The sequence below is a fragment of the Nonomuraea maritima genome (assembly GCF_900100395.1).
In the GTDB taxonomy this organism is placed as follows: Bacteria; Actinomycetota; Actinomycetes; order Streptosporangiales; family Streptosporangiaceae; genus Nonomuraea; species Nonomuraea maritima.
Genome location: NZ_FNFB01000003.1, coordinates 248,456 through 263,909, shown reverse-complemented (window position 1 = coordinate 263,909; position 15,454 = coordinate 248,456). Strand labels below are relative to the sequence as shown.

The window sequence follows — 15,454 nt, the reverse complement described above, 5'->3', positions numbered from 1 at the left end:
TGTTGCCGCAAATTGTGCCACGCGAGGCAGATTGTCAGTATCGGTGAACGGGTAATTGTATTCTTCGGCGAAATGGCGGCTCAACATGCCGCCCGTGGGAAGACGGTGGGCACACGCCCCCGCCCCGAGCAACGGGGTGCATTCTCCGCTTTGCAGTTGCCTGATGAGGCGAGTCCAGTCCCCGTCTTCCACGCGTCACCTCATACGGGCTCAGAGCGCAGACTGAAAGCCGGCCACCGGACCTGAGTCGGCCGCCAGCAGGCGGCGCAACGCGACCTTGAGAGCCGGGCTCTCGATCGCGGCGACCTCGCCCAGTGTGAGACGGCTCAGGTCGATCAGGCCGTTCCCGTAGCTTTCCGCGGCTTCGCTGTCCATGTGCTTTTTCGGCTCCTCACCATAGCGCTTCCGCCATTTTCGCACGGCAGCTCCCCGGTTCGGCATAGGGCGAGACCGGATTCTCCCATTTTCTCAGTGCCCCGTACAAGCTAAGATTGTTTCGACAATCGGCTGGACTGGGGCGGTGGCGTGTCGGTTTCGTCAGCACACGATTTCAGCCGCGAGCCCGCGGTCTGGGGGAAGATCCCGCAGCGCAACATCAACTTCACCGGCCGCACCGAGCTGCTGGAGAAGCTGCACGAGGCGCTGCGGGCCGACGTCACCGCCGTCCTGCCCGATCGCGACCAGGGCAACGTGCCACGCACGCTGCACGGGCTCGGCGGCGTGGGCAAGACCCAGCTGGTGATCGAGTACGCCCACCGCTACAAGGGCGAGTACGACCTGGTCTGGTGGGTCCCCGCCGACCAGCCGGTGCTGCTCAAGTCGTCGCTGGCCGGCCTCGCCTCCCGGCTGCAGCTGTCCGTCTCCCCCTCGCTCGGCGTCGAGGCGGTGACCTCCGCCGTGCTCGACGCCCTGCGCCGCGGCGAGCCGTACTCCCGATGGCTGCTCATCTTCGACAACGCCGACGCGCCCGAGAGCATCAGCGACGTCATCCCGCACGGCCCGGGCCACGTGCTCATCACCTCGCGCAACCACAGCTGGCAGGGCGTGGTCGACACCATCTCCGTCGACGTCTTCGAACGCGACGAGAGCATCGAGTTCCTCATGAAGCGGATCCGCCGCCGCATCAACAGGGAGCAGGCCGGGCAGCTCGCCGACGCGCTCGGCCACCTGCCACTGGCGCTGGAGCAGGCGGGCGCCCTCCAGGTCGAGACCGGCATGGAGGCCGACGAATACCTCCGGCTGCTCGACGAGCGGGTCACCGAGCTGCTGTCGGCGAGCAAGCCCTCCGACTATCCGCACTCGATGACCGCGGCCTGGTCGATCTCCGTGGCGCAGCTGAAGGAGCGCATGCCCGAGGCGGTCGACCTGCTGCGCGCCTGCGCGTTCTTCGGGCCCGAGCCGATTCCGCGCAACGTCTTCCGTCAGCTGCCCGCCCGGTTCGCCGAGTCGTCCAGGTTCGCCAGGATGCTGGGCAACACCATCCAGATCAGCCGCGCCATCGGCGAGCTCGGACGCTACGCGCTGGCCCGCATCGACTCGCCCGACGACCACAGCCAGAGCCCCGACCGGCCGCGCCACACCATCCAGGTGCACCGGCTCGTCCAGGCCCTGCTGCGCGACGAGATCTCCCGCGACGAATGGCCCGGGTGGCGGCGCGAGGTCCACCTGCTGCTGGCGGCGGCCACCCACAACCAGGAGCCTGACGACAACGCGTCCTGGTCGCAGTACAGCTGGCTGGTCGGGCACGTGCTGCCGTCGCACGTGGCCGAGAGCGACGACCCGCGCGTGCGCGCATTCGCCCTCAAGACGGTCCGCTACCTGTACACCTCCGGCGACTTCAAGTCCGCCCGCGAGATGGTCGAGCTCTTCATCGAGCGCTGGTCGGCCGACGGCGACGACGACGACCAGTTCCTCCTGGGCGCCCAGCGCCACCTCGGCATCATCATCCGCGAGCAGGGCGAGATCAGGACGTCGTACGAGCTCAACCGGCGGCTGATGGACCGCATGCGCGCCGCCCTGGGCGACGACCACGACGAGACCCTGCTGCTCGTCAACAGCCACGGCGCCGACCTGCGCTTCCTCGGCCGCTTCAGCGAGGCGCTGAGCCACGACCGCGACTCCCTGCGCCGGCACGAGGAACGCTTCGGCCCCGACCACCCGCGCACCCTGCGCGCCAAGAACAACCTCGCGCTCGACCTCCTGCTGGTCGGCGACTACGCCGAGGCCGAGCGGCTGCAGGAGGAGACGTACACCACGCAGGAGCAGGCCGGGTCGAGCAAGCAGAACATCCTGGCCTCGCTCAACGGCCTCGCCCGGGTCGTGCGCCTCAGCGGCCGCTACCGCGAGGCCTGCGACATCGGCCAGGACGCCTACGCCTACGGTCTGCAGGAGATCCCCGGCCACCCGTGGACGCTGCGCGCGGCCAAGGACCTGTCCATCGCGCTGCGCCGTGCCGGGCAGGCGGAAGAGGCGCTCGAACTCGCCCGCCGCACCTTCGAGTTGCAGCAGAGCACGGTCGGCCTGGCCCACCCCGACAGCCTCGCGGCGGCGTTGTGCCTGGCCAACGCGATGCGCGCCACCGGCTCTTTGGAAGAGTCGCTGACACTGCTGGTCGAGGTGGTCAAGCTCTACCCGCAGATGTTCGGCGAAGAGCATCCGTTCCGCTTCGGGTGCGACATGAACCTGGCGCTCCTGCTGCGGGTCAACGACCAGGCCGACGAGGCCAAGAGGCTCGACGAGCGCGCGCTCGAGGGGTTCGACCGCACGCTGACCCGTGACCACCACTTCACGCTGACCTGCGCCATCAACCTGGCCAGCGACATGGCCGTCCTCGGCGACGTCGGCGCCGCCCGCGACCTGGGCGAGACGACGCTGCGCCGGCTGCGCGACCTGCTGGGGTTCGACCATCCGCTCACGCTGGCGTGCGCGGCCAACCTGGTCGCCGACCTGGCCACGCTGGGCGACGACGGCGCCGCGGCGCTGCGCGAGGAGACGCTCGCCGCCTTCGAGCGGGTGCTCGGGCCCGACCATCCCGACACCCTGGTCGCCGTCAGTGGCGGCCGGCTCGACTTCGACTTCGACCCGCCGGTGCTGTGAGCCTCGCCGCTCAGGCGGCGATCGTCATCATGGGTGGGCGTTCGCCGATGCCGACGTCCTTGGTGCGGACGTCGTGGCCGTACTCGCTGCGGCAGAACTGGTCGAGACACGGGATGGGCTCGTCGAACGCCTGGATCTTGCCCTGGCGCTTCAGGCGTGCCCACGCGGCCAGCATGATGTGGCAGGCCATGCAGCCGAGCGCCTCGATGCACTGCGGCGCGTGCTCACGGGAGCCCAGGTCCACCTGGGCGAGTGCGTCCAGGCCGGCCAGTTCGAGCAGGTCCACCAGGAGCCCCAGCTCGACTCCGTAACCCGTGACGAAGGGGACGCGTTCCAGGGCCGTGCGGCGGCCCGCGTACTCCCCGGCGAGCGGCTGGACGAAACCGGCCAGCTGGGGCCAGTGCAGGTTCAGCAGCGGGCGGGCGACGAGCTCGGTGACCCGGCCGCCGGCGTTGGGCGCGCCGTCGAGCGGCCGGTCATAGCACCCTTTGACGTACGCGACGGCGGGGTCGGTCAGCATGGGCCCAAGAAGCCCGAAAACCAGACATGAGCGAAATTTCCGGATATCGGCGTCCACGAAGGCCACCACGTCACCGGTCGTGACGGCCAGCGACTTCCACAGTGCCTCGCCCTTGCCGTCGAGCGGCTTCAGTTGCGGCAGGATCTCGTCCTGGGCGTACACCGTGGCCCCCGCCCGCGCCGCCACCTTCGCGGTGTCGTCGCGGGAGCGCGAGTCGATGACGACGACCTCGTCCACGAGGTCGCCCAGGTCACGCCGGATCACCCCGACGATCTCCCCCACGGTCTCCCGTTCGTCGCGGGCCGGCAGCACCACGCTGATCGTGGTGCCTCCCTTGGCGGCCGCCAGTTCCCGGGGATTCCAGTCTCCGGCGGACGAAGTACGGCGAAGCAGCCATCCGTGCACTTCAGGAAGCATGGGAGCCTCCCCCCGTATCACCACATATAGCTTATGTGGTGCTTGCGTGGCGCTCCAGGAAGGTATAGACATCGGCCTCGTCCACGCCCGGGAACGACCCCGGCGGAAGCGCGGCCAGCACGTGGGAATTGGCCCGCGCCGACGGCCAGGCGAACCCCTCCCAGCGTTCTGCCAGCTCCGCGGGCGGCCTGCGACAGCAGTCACCGGTGGGACAGAAGGACTTCGTGCGATGCGTGGTCTCCCGCCCCCGGAACCACCGCGACTCCTTGTACGGCACCCCGAGGGTGATCGCGAAGTCGCGCTCGCGCGAGGGATCGACGTGGGCGACGCAGAAGTACGTGCCCGTGGGCGAGTCGGAGTACTGGTAGTAGACGGAGAACCGGTCGGGCGAGGCGAACACCTGCCTCCCCGACCACTGCAGGCACATCCGCTGCCCCTCGATGGCGCCCTGCTCGTCGGCCGGGAAGACGATGCCGTCGTTCTCGTACGCCTTGTAGATGGTGCCGCTGGCGTCGTTGCGCACGAAGTGGCAGACGAGGCCGAGGTGGTGGGTGGCGAGGTTGGTGAAGCGGTGGGCCGCCATCTCGTACGAGACCGCGAACACGTCGCGCAGGTCCTCGACCGACAGGGACCGCGCGGCCTTGGCCTCCTGCAGGTAGAGGGCCGCGGCGGTCTCCGGGACGAGCACGGCGGCGGCGAAGTAGTTGGCCTCGGTGCGCTGGCGCAGGAAGTCGGCGAAGTCGCGCGGCCGGTCGTGGCCGAGGGCGAGGTGGCCGAGCGTCTGCAGCAGGATCGTGCGCGGCGTGTGCATGCCGAGCTGCTCGTGCTTGACGTAGATGCGGCGGTTGCGCATGTCGGTGATGGAACGCACCGAGCGCGGCAGGTCCTGGGCGGTGTGCACCGTGTAGCCGAAGTGCGTGACCAGGCGCTGGATCATGCTCTGCGACAGGGCGCCCGTACGGTAGCCGACCGCGTCGAGGGCCTCTGCTGCGGCCTTCTCGATGTCGGGGAAGTAGTTGCCCACCTCGCGCTGGCGGCGGCGCAGCTCGGCGTTGGCGACCCTGGCCTCCTCGGGCGTGGCCGTGCCGCGGGCCTGGCGGGCGCGCAGCTCGCCGTACAGGCCGAGGACGTGTTCCAGGACGTCGTTGGGCACGCGGGCGGAGACCTTGAGCTTGGGCAGGCCGAGACCGGCGTAGAGGGGGTCGCGCTGCGCCTCCTCCAGTGCGATCTCCAGCTGGGCGCGGCGGTTGGGCGGCTGGCGGCGCAGCAGTTCCTCGACCGGCACGCCGAGGGCGCTCGCCAGTGCCTTGAGCAAGGACAGCTTCGGCTCGCGCTTGCCGTTCTCGAGCAGGGAAAGTTGGCTGGGCGCGCGCCCCACGCGGGAACCCAGGTCGGACAGCGTGAGACCACGCTGTTTCCGCAGGTGGCGCAGGCGTTGGCCGAACGCGATGAGATCAAGCTCCTGCGTCAAAGACAGTGGTTCTTCGCCCAGCAAGGAGGACATGCGGGCATCTTAGACAGAAATTCGGCCCATTTTCCAGAGGATTGATCACGCTGGCGCACCACAACCTACCGCACAAGGCATTGGTCTAGTCCAACGGTAAAACTTGCTATTTCTTCGCTCCCGAATACCCGTGGGTAATATACCTCAACGAAATTTTCGAGAATCTTCTCATCGCCACGGGCTGTTGACCCCTCCTCCCAGGGCAGAAACTCGGCGTAAGCCCCCAGGGGACGGCAAAAGGAGTGAACAGTGAGTGATCGCCTCAAGGGAGCCGCGGACCAGCTGCGGGACGCATGGGACAACGACCCTCGCTGGGAGGGCATCGAGCGCACCTACACCGCCGAGGACGTCATCAGACTGCGCGGGAGCGTCCAGGAGGAGCACACGCTCGCCCGGCTCGGCGCGGAACGGTTGTGGAAACTCCTGCACACCGAGGACTTCGTCTCCTCGCTCGGCGCCCTCACCGGCAACCAGGCGGTGCAGCAGGTGAAGGCCGGGCTCAAAGCGATCTACCTGTCGGGCTGGCAGGTGGCCGCCGACGCGAACCTGGGCGGGCAGACGTACCCGGACCAGAGCCTCTACCCCGCCAACTCCGTCCCGGCCGTCGTCCGCCGGATCAACAACGCGCTGCTGCGCGCCGACCAGATCACCTGGGCCGAAGAGTCCGAGGACGCGCCGTACTGGCTCGCACCGATCGTGGCCGACGCCGAGGCCGGCTTCGGCGGCGTGCTCAACGCGTTCGAGCTCATGAAGGGCATGATCGCGGCCGGTGCCGCGGGCGTGCACTGGGAGGACCAGCTCGCCTCCGAGAAGAAGTGCGGCCACCTGGGCGGCAAGGTGCTGATCCCGACCGGCCAGCACATCAAGACGCTGAACGCCGCCCGTCTGGCCGCCGACGTGTGCGGCGTGCCCTCACTGATCGTCGCGCGGACCGACGCCCAGGCCGCGACACTGCTGACCAGTGACGTGGACCCGCGCGACCAGCGGTTCCTCACCGGCGAGCGCACCGCCGAGGGCTTCCACCGGGTCAGGAACGGCCTAGAGGCCTGCGTGGCGCGCGGCCTGGCGTACGCGCCGTACTCCGACCTGCTCTGGATGGAGACGGGCACGCCCGATCTCGACGTCGCACGCACCTTCGCCGAGGCGATCAAGGCGGAGTACCCGGACCAGATGCTGGCCTACAACTGCTCGCCGTCGTTCAACTGGAAGAAGCACCTCGACGACTCGACCATCGCCAAGTTCCAGCGCGAGCTGGGGCACATGGGGTACAAGTTCCAGTTCATCACGCTCGCCGGGTTCCACTCCCTCAACTACTCCATGTTCGACCTCGCCAAGGGGTACGCCTCCGACGGCATGTCGGCGTACGTGGAGCTGCAGGAGGCCGAGTTCGCGGCCGAGCGGCGCGGCTACACCGCCACGCGGCACCAGCGCGAGGTCGGCACCGGCTACTTCGACCTGGTCAGCACCGCGGTCGCGCCCGACTCCTCGACGACCGCGCTCAACGGCTCGACCGAGGAGGAGCAGTTCCACCACTGACGGCCGCCCCGTACGCGGGCTGAGCCGGACACCGAGGCTCGCCGGACACACCTCCCTGGGCATGCGAGGGTCTCCCGGCGAGGGCCGCGCCGGTCCCCCCAGCACCGGCGCGGCCCCCTCGTGCCGTGGGCTCTCACGGGGTCGGGGTGGGTGTGGGAGGCGTCGGGTCCGTCGGGGTCGGGGTGGGGGGCAGGGACTCGCCGGGGCCGTCCTGGGGGATCGTGGTGATCGGGACGGACGGGCGCGGGCAGTCGGGCCGGCCGGCCGAGCCGCCGCGCCCGCGGCCCGCCGGGGTCACGCAGCCGTCCCCCGGGCCCGGCCGGGGCCCCGAGGTGCGCGGCGGCGGTACGGGACGGCCGCGCCGCGGCGGCGTGCTCGCCGCGAAGGGCGGCTCCAACGGCCGGGTGACGACCACGCCGGGCAGAACGGACGTCCGGTCGGGGACCGCGGCCGTCCTCGCCGCGCGTGCCGTCGGCCGCGCCTGCGGGGTCGCGGAGACGGGACGCACCGTGGACGCCGCCGTCGGGTCCGTACCCTCGTACGCGCCCCCTTCCGTGCTCTCGTACGCGCCCCCGTCCGCCTCGGGGTCCGGCCGCTGCCGCGCGGGGTCCACGGTGGCCGTGCCGTACGTGCGCGCCGGAGCGCCGTCAGGGAACAGCGCGCCGCCCATGCCGAGCCCGTCGCCGCCCGAGGCCGCGACGACCGTGATGGCCGCCATCGAGACCGTGGCGAGGGCCGCGAAGCTCGCGTGCGACAGCTGGGCCCCCGCCCTGGCCCGGCGCCGCCGCCCTTCGGAACGCTCCACATCGGGCTCAGAGCCGGGCGGGTGAGGGACCGGCGTCCAGGCAGCCGCCAGCACGTCGTCCACCGCCCTGCGCAGGTCCCACGGCTCGGCGACGCCGCCCGCGGCGAGCAGCGCCCGCAGCAGCTCGGCGGCTCGCGGCCGGTCGGCGGGCTCCTTGGCGAGCGCCGCCTGGACGGCGGGACGCAGCACGGCCGGCACGCCGTCGAGGCGGGGCGGCTCGAACAGGATGCGCCGGGTCAGCACGTCGGGCTCGCCGCCGCCGAACGGATGGTGCCCGGTGGCCGCGAAGGCCACCACGCAGCCCCACGCGAAGACGTCGGAGGACGGCAGCGCCGCCCCGCCGGTCAGCCGCTCGGGAGCGACCCAGCCGGGGCTGCCCATGACCTGTCCCGCCTGGGTGTGCGCGCCGGCGGTGTCCAGGTCGCGGGCGATACCGAAGTCGATCACGCGCGGCCCGTCCGGCGACAGCAGCACGTTGCCTGGCTTGAGGTCACGGTGCACCAGGCCCGCCTCGTGCACCGCCACCAGCGCGGCGGCCACGCCCAGCGCGACGCCGTAGGCCAGGTCGGGCGTGAGAGGGCCGCCCGCGAGGACGACCTGGGAGAGCGCCGGGCCGGGGATGTACTCGGTGACCAGGTACGGACGGCCCCGGTCGCTGCCGTCCTCGATCACTGCGGCGGTACAGAACGGCACCAATCTCCGCGAGAACGCCACTTCCTCAGCGAAACGGGCGCGCAACGTGGCATCGTGGAGATGCACCGCGTGCGGCGTCTTGAGCGCCACCAGGCCGCCCTGAGGGTGTTCGGCCAGGTAGACGACTCCCATCCCGCCCGTGCCGAGGCGGCCGAGGAGCAGATAGCGGCCGATGACGACCGGGTCCCCCACCGTAAGCGGTCGCACGCCTGGAGGCATGCCGCTCGCACCACGCGCCATCCGGTTCGCCTCTCGAGTCTGCGGTCTCCGGCCATGCACACTGTGGCCGCATCCGCGGAGGCTTTTCGCATGTCTTACGGAAGGGGTATTGGAGGTAAGACTGTCGTACCCCTTAAGTCAGTAAATAGTGGGATCAGGCGGTCTGAAGTGGTGAAACGTGGCGATCAGGAGGCGATCGCGGCAGCCTCCTCTTCCTCCACCCGACGGTTCCAGTCGCGCTTGACCGCCCGCCACGCCTCGTCGTCGACGCCCCTCCGCCAGTAACCCGAGATGGACAGCTGGTCGAGCCCCACGCCCCGGTCGACCCGCAGGTGGCGGCGCAGCTCCTTGACGAACCCGGCCTCGCCGTGCACGAACGCGTGCACCCGTCCCCCGGGGAACTCCAGGTCGCGCACCGCCCGCACGAGCCGCTCGCCCACGGGACGCCCGCCCCGGTGGATCCACGAGATCCTGGCGTCACCGGCGGTCTTCGTCTCCTGCTCGTCCTCGGGGCCGTCCACCTCGACGAACACGTGCGCGGGCGCGCCCGCCGGCAGCGCCTCCAGCGACGCGGCGATGGCGGGGAGCGCGCTGAGGTCGCCCACCATGAGATGCCAGTCGGCGTCGGGCGCGGGCGCGTACCCGCCGCCGGGGCCCATCATCACCACCTCGTCACCCGGAACGGCGCGCTCGGCCCACGGGCCCGCCAGCCCCTCGTCGCCGTGCACCACGAAGTCGAGCGTCAGCTCGCGCACCTCGGGGTCCCAGGCGCGCACGGTGTAGGTGCGCAGCCGCGGCCACAGCTCGCGCGGCATGGTCTCGTGGCAGGTCTGCACGTTGAGCGGCTCGGGGTACTCGACGCCCTCGTACGGGAAGACCAGCTTGACGTAGTGGTCGGTCAGCCCTGAGGTGGCGAACTCCGCGAGCCCGTCGCCGCCGAGCACGACCCGCACCATGGTGCGCGAGATGCGCTCGGTACGCTGCACGACGCCCCGATGGTGCTTCCTGGGCTTTCCGGCCACGATGATCCATCCCCCTGACGAACGGTACTTAGGCATACCTAACTTACACTGCTCGCCGGCCCGGACGTAAGAGAATCCCGACAAAGCGGGGCACGGGTCACGCGGCCGCCGTGCCCCCCACCGACCCCTCGCGTTCCGCCACCGCTCCCAGGAACTGCGACATGTGGCGGAACGCCATCCGCGCCTCCGGCACCACGTCCGCCAGGATCGGGAAGACGTGCGGCATCCGCGGCCACTCCTCGTACCAGACCGGCACCCGCGCCTCGCGCGCCCGCTGCGCCACGCGCCTCGCCTCGTCGCGCAGCACCTCGGTCGAGCCCGTCACGATCATCAACGGCGGCAGTCCCGTGAAGTCGCCGTGCACCGGCGAGACGAGCGGGTCGCGCGGGTCGAGCCCCGACGTCCAGCGCCGCGCCAGCCAGCGCACCCGGCTCGCGGGCAGCATCGGGTCCTGCCACCGGTTCTCCCGCCGCGGGCTGTCGGTCAGGTCGGCCCACGGCGACATGCAGATCGCCGCCGAAGGGAGCGGCATCTCGCGGTCGCGCAACGCCAGCAGGGTCGCCAGGGTGAGGTGGCCGCCCGCGGAGTCACCCGCCACGATGATGTCCTCTGCCGCGTGCCCCCGGCTCAGCAGGCACTCGTACGCGTCCAGCGCGTCGGTCAGCGAGTCGGCCAGTTTGTGCACCGGCCCCTGCCGGTAGTCCAGCGCCAGCACCGGCCGCCCGGCGACGGCCGACAGCCGCCACGTGATGGACCGGTGCGTGCACGGCGAGCAGGAGAAGTAGCCGCCGCCGTGGAAGTACAGCACCACCTTGCGCTCGTCGAGCACGTCACCGCCGCGGACCCACTCGCCGCCGCACGCGGTGAAGACCTCCTGCTTGAGTGAGACGCCCGCGGGAGCGGGGACCTGGACCAGTCGCGCGAGGTCACCGAGCCGGGCCGCCCCGGCCAGCGCGAGCGGATGGCGCATCAGCAGGGTGGACGCCGGCTTCAAGGTGCCCCACATGAGCCCGATCAGCGCTCGGGCCTGCCAGCTCATGGGGTAGTCCGGAACCATATCCTTGTCGATCCCCATATCGACCCTCCAAGGATTGTTGTTCCCCCTTCAACATCGTCCTACCGACCAGTAAGTATCTCGTCCCTTACGCGGCTGTTTCTGCGGTGTGACACGCCTGCCTGAGCGGACCCCCTTCCGCTTCCCCCGGAGCCGTCCTCGTCACCTGCCCAGGGAGCGCCGTCCCGCACTATTCCGTTGCGGGAGCGGCCCGCGGCGGCCGATAATCCGGTGTTTCCACTCGGTGAACCGTGCCCGAACCCGTCACGTTCCGCCACCACTTCGCCACAGGAGGTGCGCGACGCCGTCCCTCTACGCCCGCCTCGTCCGGTACGGGTTTCGCAAACACGCCGCCTATGCCGGGGCCGCACTCGCCGGCGCGTTCACCAACAGCGTGTTCGGCGTGCTGCGCGCGTACGTCCTCATCGCGCTCTGGCAGGCCCGCCCAGGGCTGGCCGGCTACGACGTGGCCGACGCCGTCACCTTCTGCTTCGTCACGCAGGCGCTCATCGGCCCGATGCAGCTCTTCGGTGGCGGCCTGACGCTGCCCGAACGCATCCGCAGCGGCGACATCGCGCTCGACCTCGTCCGTCCCGCGCCTTTGCAGCTCTGGACGCTCGCCGAGGACGTCGGCAGGGCCGCCTACCTGTTCGCGGTCCGCAGCCTCCCGCCGATGCTGCTCGGCGCCGCCCTCTTCGGCATCGTCGTGCCCGCCGACGCCGGCCGATGGGCGGCGTTCGCGGCCGGGTTCGCGCTCGCGCTGGTCGTCAGCTTCGCCTGGCGCTACCTGATCGCGCTGTCGGTCTGCTGGCTGCAGGACGACCGCGGCGTCGCCGTCCTGTCGCTGGTGCTGACCACGTTCTTCAGCGGCATGATGGTGCCCCTGCACCTCTTCCCCGGCCGGCTCGGCGACCTGGCGACGTCGCTGCCGTGGGCGGCGATGGTGCAGCTGCCCACCGACCTCTATCTCGGCAAGGCGTCCGTGCCGGAGACGCTCGCCCTTCAGGCGTTCTGGGCCGCCGCCCTGATGGGGTTCGGCGCGCTCGCCACCCGGGCGGTCCGCCACAAGGTGGTGATCCAGGGTGGTTAGGACGTACGCGCTGCTGGCCTGGACCTGGACTCGCGCCGCGGCCGCCTACCGGGGCTCGTTCGCGCTGATGGTGCTGCTCGGCTTCGTCGTGGCCGCCGTCGACGTCGCCGTGATCCTCGTCGTCTTCGCCAACACCACGGCGCTCGCCGGGTTCACCCGCGACGAGGTCCTCCTGCTGTACGGCGCGGCGAGCCTGTCCTTCACCCTGTGCGACATGCTCGTCGGCAACCTTGACCGGGTCAGCGCGCACATCAAGGCCGGCACCTTCGACACGTTCCTCATCAGGCCGATCGGCGCGTGGGTGCAGCTGGCCGCCGACCGGTTCAACCCCACGCGGATCGGCCGCATCGTGCAGGCCGTCCTCGTGCTCGGCCACGCCGTGACCGCGCTCGGCGTCGGCTGGGACCGCGGCTGGATGATCGCCGTCATGGTGGCCACCGGAATGGTGATCTTCGGCTCGCTCTGGACCCTCGCCGGGGCGCTGCAGTTCCTGCTCACCGACGCGCCCGAGGTGGTCAACACCTTCACCTACGGCGGCCAGCAGCTCACCCAGTACCCGCTCGCCGTCTACTCCCGCGAGCTGGTCCTGGGCGTCACGTACGTGCTCCCGCTCGCCTTCGTCAACTGGCAGCCCGGCCTGTACGTGCTCGGCCGCGACGACCCGTTCGGCACGCCGGAAGCCCTGCGTTTCCTCGGTCCCGTCGCCGCGCTCGTCCTCGCCCTGGCGGCCATGGCGGCCTGGCGGCAGGGCGTCCGCCACTACCGATCCACGGGGAGTTGACCTGCCATGATCCGGCTCGACCGCGCGGGACGCACGTTCAAGGTCAGGCGGAACGTCGTCCATGCCGTACGCGACCTCTCGTTCTCCGTGGCCGCCGGCGAGTTCGTCGGCTGCCTCGGCCCCAACGGCGCGGGCAAGTCCACCACGATCAAGATGCTCTGCGGCATCCTCACCCCCACCTCGGGAACGGTCAGGATGGCCGGCCTCGACCCGGCGCGCCGGCGCACCACCGTGGCGCGGCGCATCGGGGTGGTGTTCGGGCAGCGGACGACGCTGTGGTGGGACCTGCCGCTGCTGGACAGCTTCGAACTGTGCCGGCACCTTTACAAAGTAGATCGGGGGTTGTTCCGGTCTCGCCTCGATGAGCTGACCGAGACGCTCGATCTCGGCGCGTTCCTCCGCACGCCCGTGCGCCAGCTCAGCCTGGGCCAGCGCATGCGGGGCGACCTCGCGGCGGCGCTGCTGCACGCCCCCGACGTCCTGGTGCTGGACGAGCCCACGATCGGGCTCGACGTGGTGAGCAAGGCCGGCATCCGCGACTTCCTGCGGCGGGTCAACACCGAGCGCGGCACGACCGTGCTGCTGACCACGCATGACCTGGTCGACGTCGAGCGACTGTGCCGCCGGGTCGTGCTCATCGACCACGGGCGGCTGGCCTTCGACGGCAGCCTGGAACAGCTGATGGCCACCGCGCCTGGCCAGTCGTCGATCGAGGACGTCGTGACCCGCCTCTACACCGGCGGCGCCCGCCCTCCGGGCGACGTGGCGCGTCAGTAGTAGCCGCTCTCCTGCGTGCTCTCGTAGTCGTCGTCCAGCTCCTCGCGGCGTGACCAGCGCGAGGGCATCAGCACGGGGATGAACAGGGCCACGCCGAGCAGGGCGTACACGCCCGTGATGAGCAACGTGCGACTGCCGTTGCCGGCGTCCAGGAGCGCCCGGTGGTACGACGGCTCCGCGGGGATGAAGGACATCGCCCGGTTCACGTCGAGGGCGTAGACCACCGTCCAGGCCAGCAGCACCATCGACGGCACGAACGTCGCCATCGGCGAGATGCGGCCCGCCACCACCAGGCCGAGGACCAGACCGACGGCGGCCATCGAGCCGAGGCTGATCCAGACGACCTGCGGGTCGGGCGAGCTCTGCGCGGCATTGACGAGGGCCTGCTGGACGGCCCAGCCACCACCTCCGAGCAGCGCCGCGGTCACCACGATGCCGACAAGTAATCCACCCAAGTGCCGCAACGTTCTCACCTCAATGTCAACGTGGTGGGGACGACCATAGCGACAAATGCCGCTTACGGCGCAGCCATTGTCCAGCTTGGCGCACAACGTCTCAAGAGTTCCGGCACCGTGAGAACATGGGGCGGACCCATGCGTGCGCACCTACCTCTCCGGCTCGCGCGGACGGCCGCCTTCGCCGCCGTCTGTGTGATGCTGGCCGCGTTCGCCCACCTGCTCGGCGGGGGCGAGGCTCCCGATCCGGGCACCGCCGGGCTCGGGCTCGCCGTGGTGGCCGCGCTGGGCCTCGGGCTGTGCGGCCGCGAGCGTTCGGCGGGCACGATCAACGTCACGCTGATCGGGGTGCAGATCGGGCTGCACGAACTGTTCGCAGGAGAGGGCGCCGGCTACGTCTCGGTGCACGGGCACGCGCACGGCGGCCTGGCGGTCGGCACCGGCATGCTGCTCACCCACCTGACGGCCACCGTGATCACCGGTCTGTGGCTGTCGCGGGGCGAGGCCGCGCTCTGGGCGGTGCTGCGCCGCCTCGGCAGGCGCCTCCCCGTGCTCCTGCCGGCGCCGGCGACCGTGGCGGCCGTGCGTCCCTGCCCGCCGGTCGTCCGCACCCGGGTGGTTCCTCCACAGCCGGAGTTCCGGCATCAACTGGCCAGGCGTGGTCCTCCACTTCCCGCCTGACCGTCTGACACCCCTGTTCCATCCCTGAGACCAAGTGGAGATCTCGCATGTCCTTCATCCGCCGTGCGGCGACCGTGCTCGCCGCCACCACCGCACTCACCGCGGGCCTCGCGCTGCCCGCGCTCGCCCACGTCAGCATCCAGCCCGGCAGCGCCGAGCAGGGCTCGTTCAGCAAGGTCGCCTTCCGGGTGCCGAACGAGCGTGACGACGCCTCGACCACCAAGGTCGAGGTCTCGCTGCCCACCGACCACCCGCTCGCCTTCGTCTCCGTCAAGCCCGTGCCCGGCTGGAAGGTCCAGGTCACCGAGGGCAAGCTGCCCGCGCCCGTCAAGACCGAGTACGGCGATCTCGACGAGGCCGTCACCAAGATCGTCTGGTCGGGCGGCGAGATCAAGCCGGGCGAGTTCCAGGAGTTCGAGGTGTCGCTGGGCAAGCTGCCCACGGACGTCGACCAGCTCTTCTTCCCGACGAAGCAGACGTACTCCGGGGGCGAGGTCGTCGACTGGTCGGACGCGCCGAAGGCCGACGGCAGCGAGGCCGAGCACCCGGCGCCGCTGCTGAAGCTGGTGCCCGCGGCGGCGGGCGGCGGCCACGGCGCCCCGGCGAGCGCGGCCCCGGCCGCGGGGACGCCCACTGCGGCGGCCTCTGCGGCGGCCTCTGCGGCGCCGGCCGCGGCGGCCGAGACGTCGCAGGCCGACAGCACGGCCCGCCTGCTCGGCGGGGCCGGGCTCGTGGTGGGCGTGATCGGCGTCGTGGTCGGCGTCGTCGGCCTGCGCCGCCGTCCCACCGCCTGACATCGCCCGC

Annotated in this window: 14 protein-coding genes; 7 read left to right on the top strand and 7 right to left on the bottom strand. The window is 70.9% G+C overall.

What is annotated here, in order from left to right; genetic code table 11:
* Positions 1-210: 210 nt before the first annotated feature.
* Positions 211-375, bottom strand: a complete 165-nt coding sequence (gene fxsA / locus BLR04_RS08045) for an FxSxx-COOH cyclophane-containing RiPP peptide (protein ID WP_176902995.1) — start codon at positions 373-375, stop codon at positions 211-213.
* 150 nt (positions 376-525) lie between these two features.
* Here fxsA and fxsT point away from each other — a divergent pair, with 150 nt between their 5' ends.
* Positions 526-3,096 (top strand): FxSxx-COOH system tetratricopeptide repeat protein, encoded by a 2,571-nt coding sequence (gene fxsT / locus BLR04_RS08040; RefSeq protein WP_090761255.1) that lies wholly within the window; start codon positions 526-528, stop codon positions 3,094-3,096.
* Positions 3,097-3,106: 10 nt separating this feature from the next.
* Here the strand turns inward: fxsT and BLR04_RS08035 are convergent, their stop codons facing one another.
* Both BLR04_RS08035 and BLR04_RS08030 read right to left on the bottom strand, forming a co-directional pair.
* Positions 3,107-4,033 carry a glucosyl-3-phosphoglycerate synthase gene (locus BLR04_RS08035; RefSeq protein WP_090761253.1) on the bottom strand — a complete coding sequence of 309 codons (927 nt, stop codon included), beginning with the start codon at positions 4,031-4,033 and terminating at the stop codon, positions 3,107-3,109.
* A 31-nt stretch (positions 4,034-4,064) separates the two neighbouring features.
* Positions 4,065-5,537: a helix-turn-helix transcriptional regulator gene (locus BLR04_RS08030; RefSeq protein ID WP_393495628.1), complete on the bottom strand. Its 1,473-nt coding sequence runs from the start codon at positions 5,535-5,537 to the stop codon at positions 4,065-4,067.
* A gap of 249 nt (positions 5,538-5,786) precedes the next feature.
* On the opposite strand from BLR04_RS08030, the gene aceA reads away from it, so the two are divergent.
* Entirely contained in the window at positions 5,787-7,073 is a 1,287-nt protein-coding gene (gene aceA, locus BLR04_RS08025) for an isocitrate lyase (RefSeq protein WP_090761249.1), read from the top strand.
* Positions 7,074-7,206: 133 nt separating this feature from the next.
* Here aceA and BLR04_RS08020 read toward each other — a convergent pair whose 3' ends face one another.
* The 3 genes from BLR04_RS08020 to BLR04_RS08010 form a co-directional block, all read right to left on the bottom strand.
* On the bottom strand, positions 7,207-8,778 hold the full coding sequence (locus tag BLR04_RS08020) for a serine/threonine-protein kinase (RefSeq protein WP_176902994.1): 1,572 nt from the start codon (positions 8,776-8,778) through the stop codon (positions 7,207-7,209).
* 197 nt (positions 8,779-8,975) lie between these two features.
* Complete coding sequence (locus BLR04_RS08015) at positions 8,976-9,812, bottom strand: siderophore-interacting protein (protein ID WP_245740104.1); 837 nt, start codon at positions 9,810-9,812, stop codon at positions 8,976-8,978.
* Between the two features lie 97 nt (positions 9,813-9,909).
* Positions 9,910-10,869, bottom strand: a complete 960-nt coding sequence (locus BLR04_RS08010; RefSeq protein WP_245740103.1) for an alpha/beta hydrolase — start codon at positions 10,867-10,869, stop codon at positions 9,910-9,912.
* 241 nt (positions 10,870-11,110) lie between these two features.
* Between BLR04_RS08010 and BLR04_RS08005 the strand changes: the two genes are divergently transcribed.
* The 3 genes from BLR04_RS08005 to BLR04_RS07995 are packed head-to-tail and all read left to right on the top strand — an operon-like array spanning position 11,111 to position 13,514.
* Positions 11,111-11,956, top strand: a complete 846-nt coding sequence (locus BLR04_RS08005; RefSeq protein WP_090761243.1) for an ABC transporter permease — start codon at positions 11,111-11,113, stop codon at positions 11,954-11,956.
* On the top strand, positions 11,949-12,737 hold the full coding sequence (locus BLR04_RS08000; RefSeq protein WP_090761242.1) for an ABC transporter permease: 789 nt from the start codon (positions 11,949-11,951) through the stop codon (positions 12,735-12,737). The genes BLR04_RS08005 and BLR04_RS08000 overlap by 8 nt, the downstream gene beginning before the upstream one ends.
* A 6-nt stretch (positions 12,738-12,743) precedes the next feature.
* Positions 12,744-13,514: an ABC transporter ATP-binding protein gene (locus BLR04_RS07995; protein WP_090761240.1), complete on the top strand. Its 771-nt coding sequence runs from the start codon at positions 12,744-12,746 to the stop codon at positions 13,512-13,514.
* Here BLR04_RS07995 and BLR04_RS07990 read toward each other — a convergent pair.
* The gene (locus tag BLR04_RS07990; RefSeq protein ID WP_245740102.1) at positions 13,508-13,969 is read right to left on the bottom strand and encodes a hypothetical protein; all 462 of its coding nucleotides are present in this window, start codon (positions 13,967-13,969) and stop codon (positions 13,508-13,510) included. The two genes, BLR04_RS07995 and BLR04_RS07990, sit on opposite strands and share 7 nt — an antisense overlap.
* 138 nt (positions 13,970-14,107) lie before the next feature.
* On the opposite strand from BLR04_RS07990, the gene BLR04_RS07985 reads away from it, so the two are divergent.
* Together BLR04_RS07985 and BLR04_RS07980 are read left to right on the top strand one after the other, a co-directional pair.
* Positions 14,108-14,650, top strand: coding sequence for an MFS transporter (locus BLR04_RS07985; RefSeq protein WP_090761238.1), 543 nt, complete (start codon positions 14,108-14,110; stop codon positions 14,648-14,650).
* Between the two features lie 47 nt (positions 14,651-14,697).
* Positions 14,698-15,444 carry a YcnI family copper-binding membrane protein gene (locus BLR04_RS07980; protein WP_090761236.1) on the top strand — a complete coding sequence of 249 codons (747 nt, stop codon included), beginning with the start codon at positions 14,698-14,700 and terminating at the stop codon, positions 15,442-15,444.
* Positions 15,445-15,454 lie beyond the last annotated feature (10 nt).

Excerpts from the sequence above, each read along its gene's own strand:
- fxsA (WP_176902995.1), bottom strand. The coding sequence starts at position 375 with ATGGACAGCGAAGCCGCGGAAAGCTACGGGAACGGCCTGATCGACCTG.
- BLR04_RS08035 (WP_090761253.1), bottom strand. The coding sequence starts at position 4,033 with ATGCTTCCTGAAGTGCACGGATGGCTGCTTCGCCGTACTTCGTCCGCC.
- BLR04_RS08030 (WP_393495628.1), bottom strand. The coding sequence starts at position 5,537 with ATGTCCTCCTTGCTGGGCGAAGAACCACTGTCTTTGACGCAGGAGCTT.
- BLR04_RS08010 (WP_245740103.1), bottom strand. The coding sequence starts at position 10,869 with ATGGTTCCGGACTACCCCATGAGCTGGCAGGCCCGAGCGCTGATCGGG.
- BLR04_RS07995 (WP_090761240.1), top strand. The coding sequence starts at position 12,744 with ATGATCCGGCTCGACCGCGCGGGACGCACGTTCAAGGTCAGGCGGAAC.
- BLR04_RS07985 (WP_090761238.1), top strand. The coding sequence starts at position 14,108 with ATGCGTGCGCACCTACCTCTCCGGCTCGCGCGGACGGCCGCCTTCGCC.
- BLR04_RS07980 (WP_090761236.1), top strand. The coding sequence starts at position 14,698 with ATGTCCTTCATCCGCCGTGCGGCGACCGTGCTCGCCGCCACCACCGCA.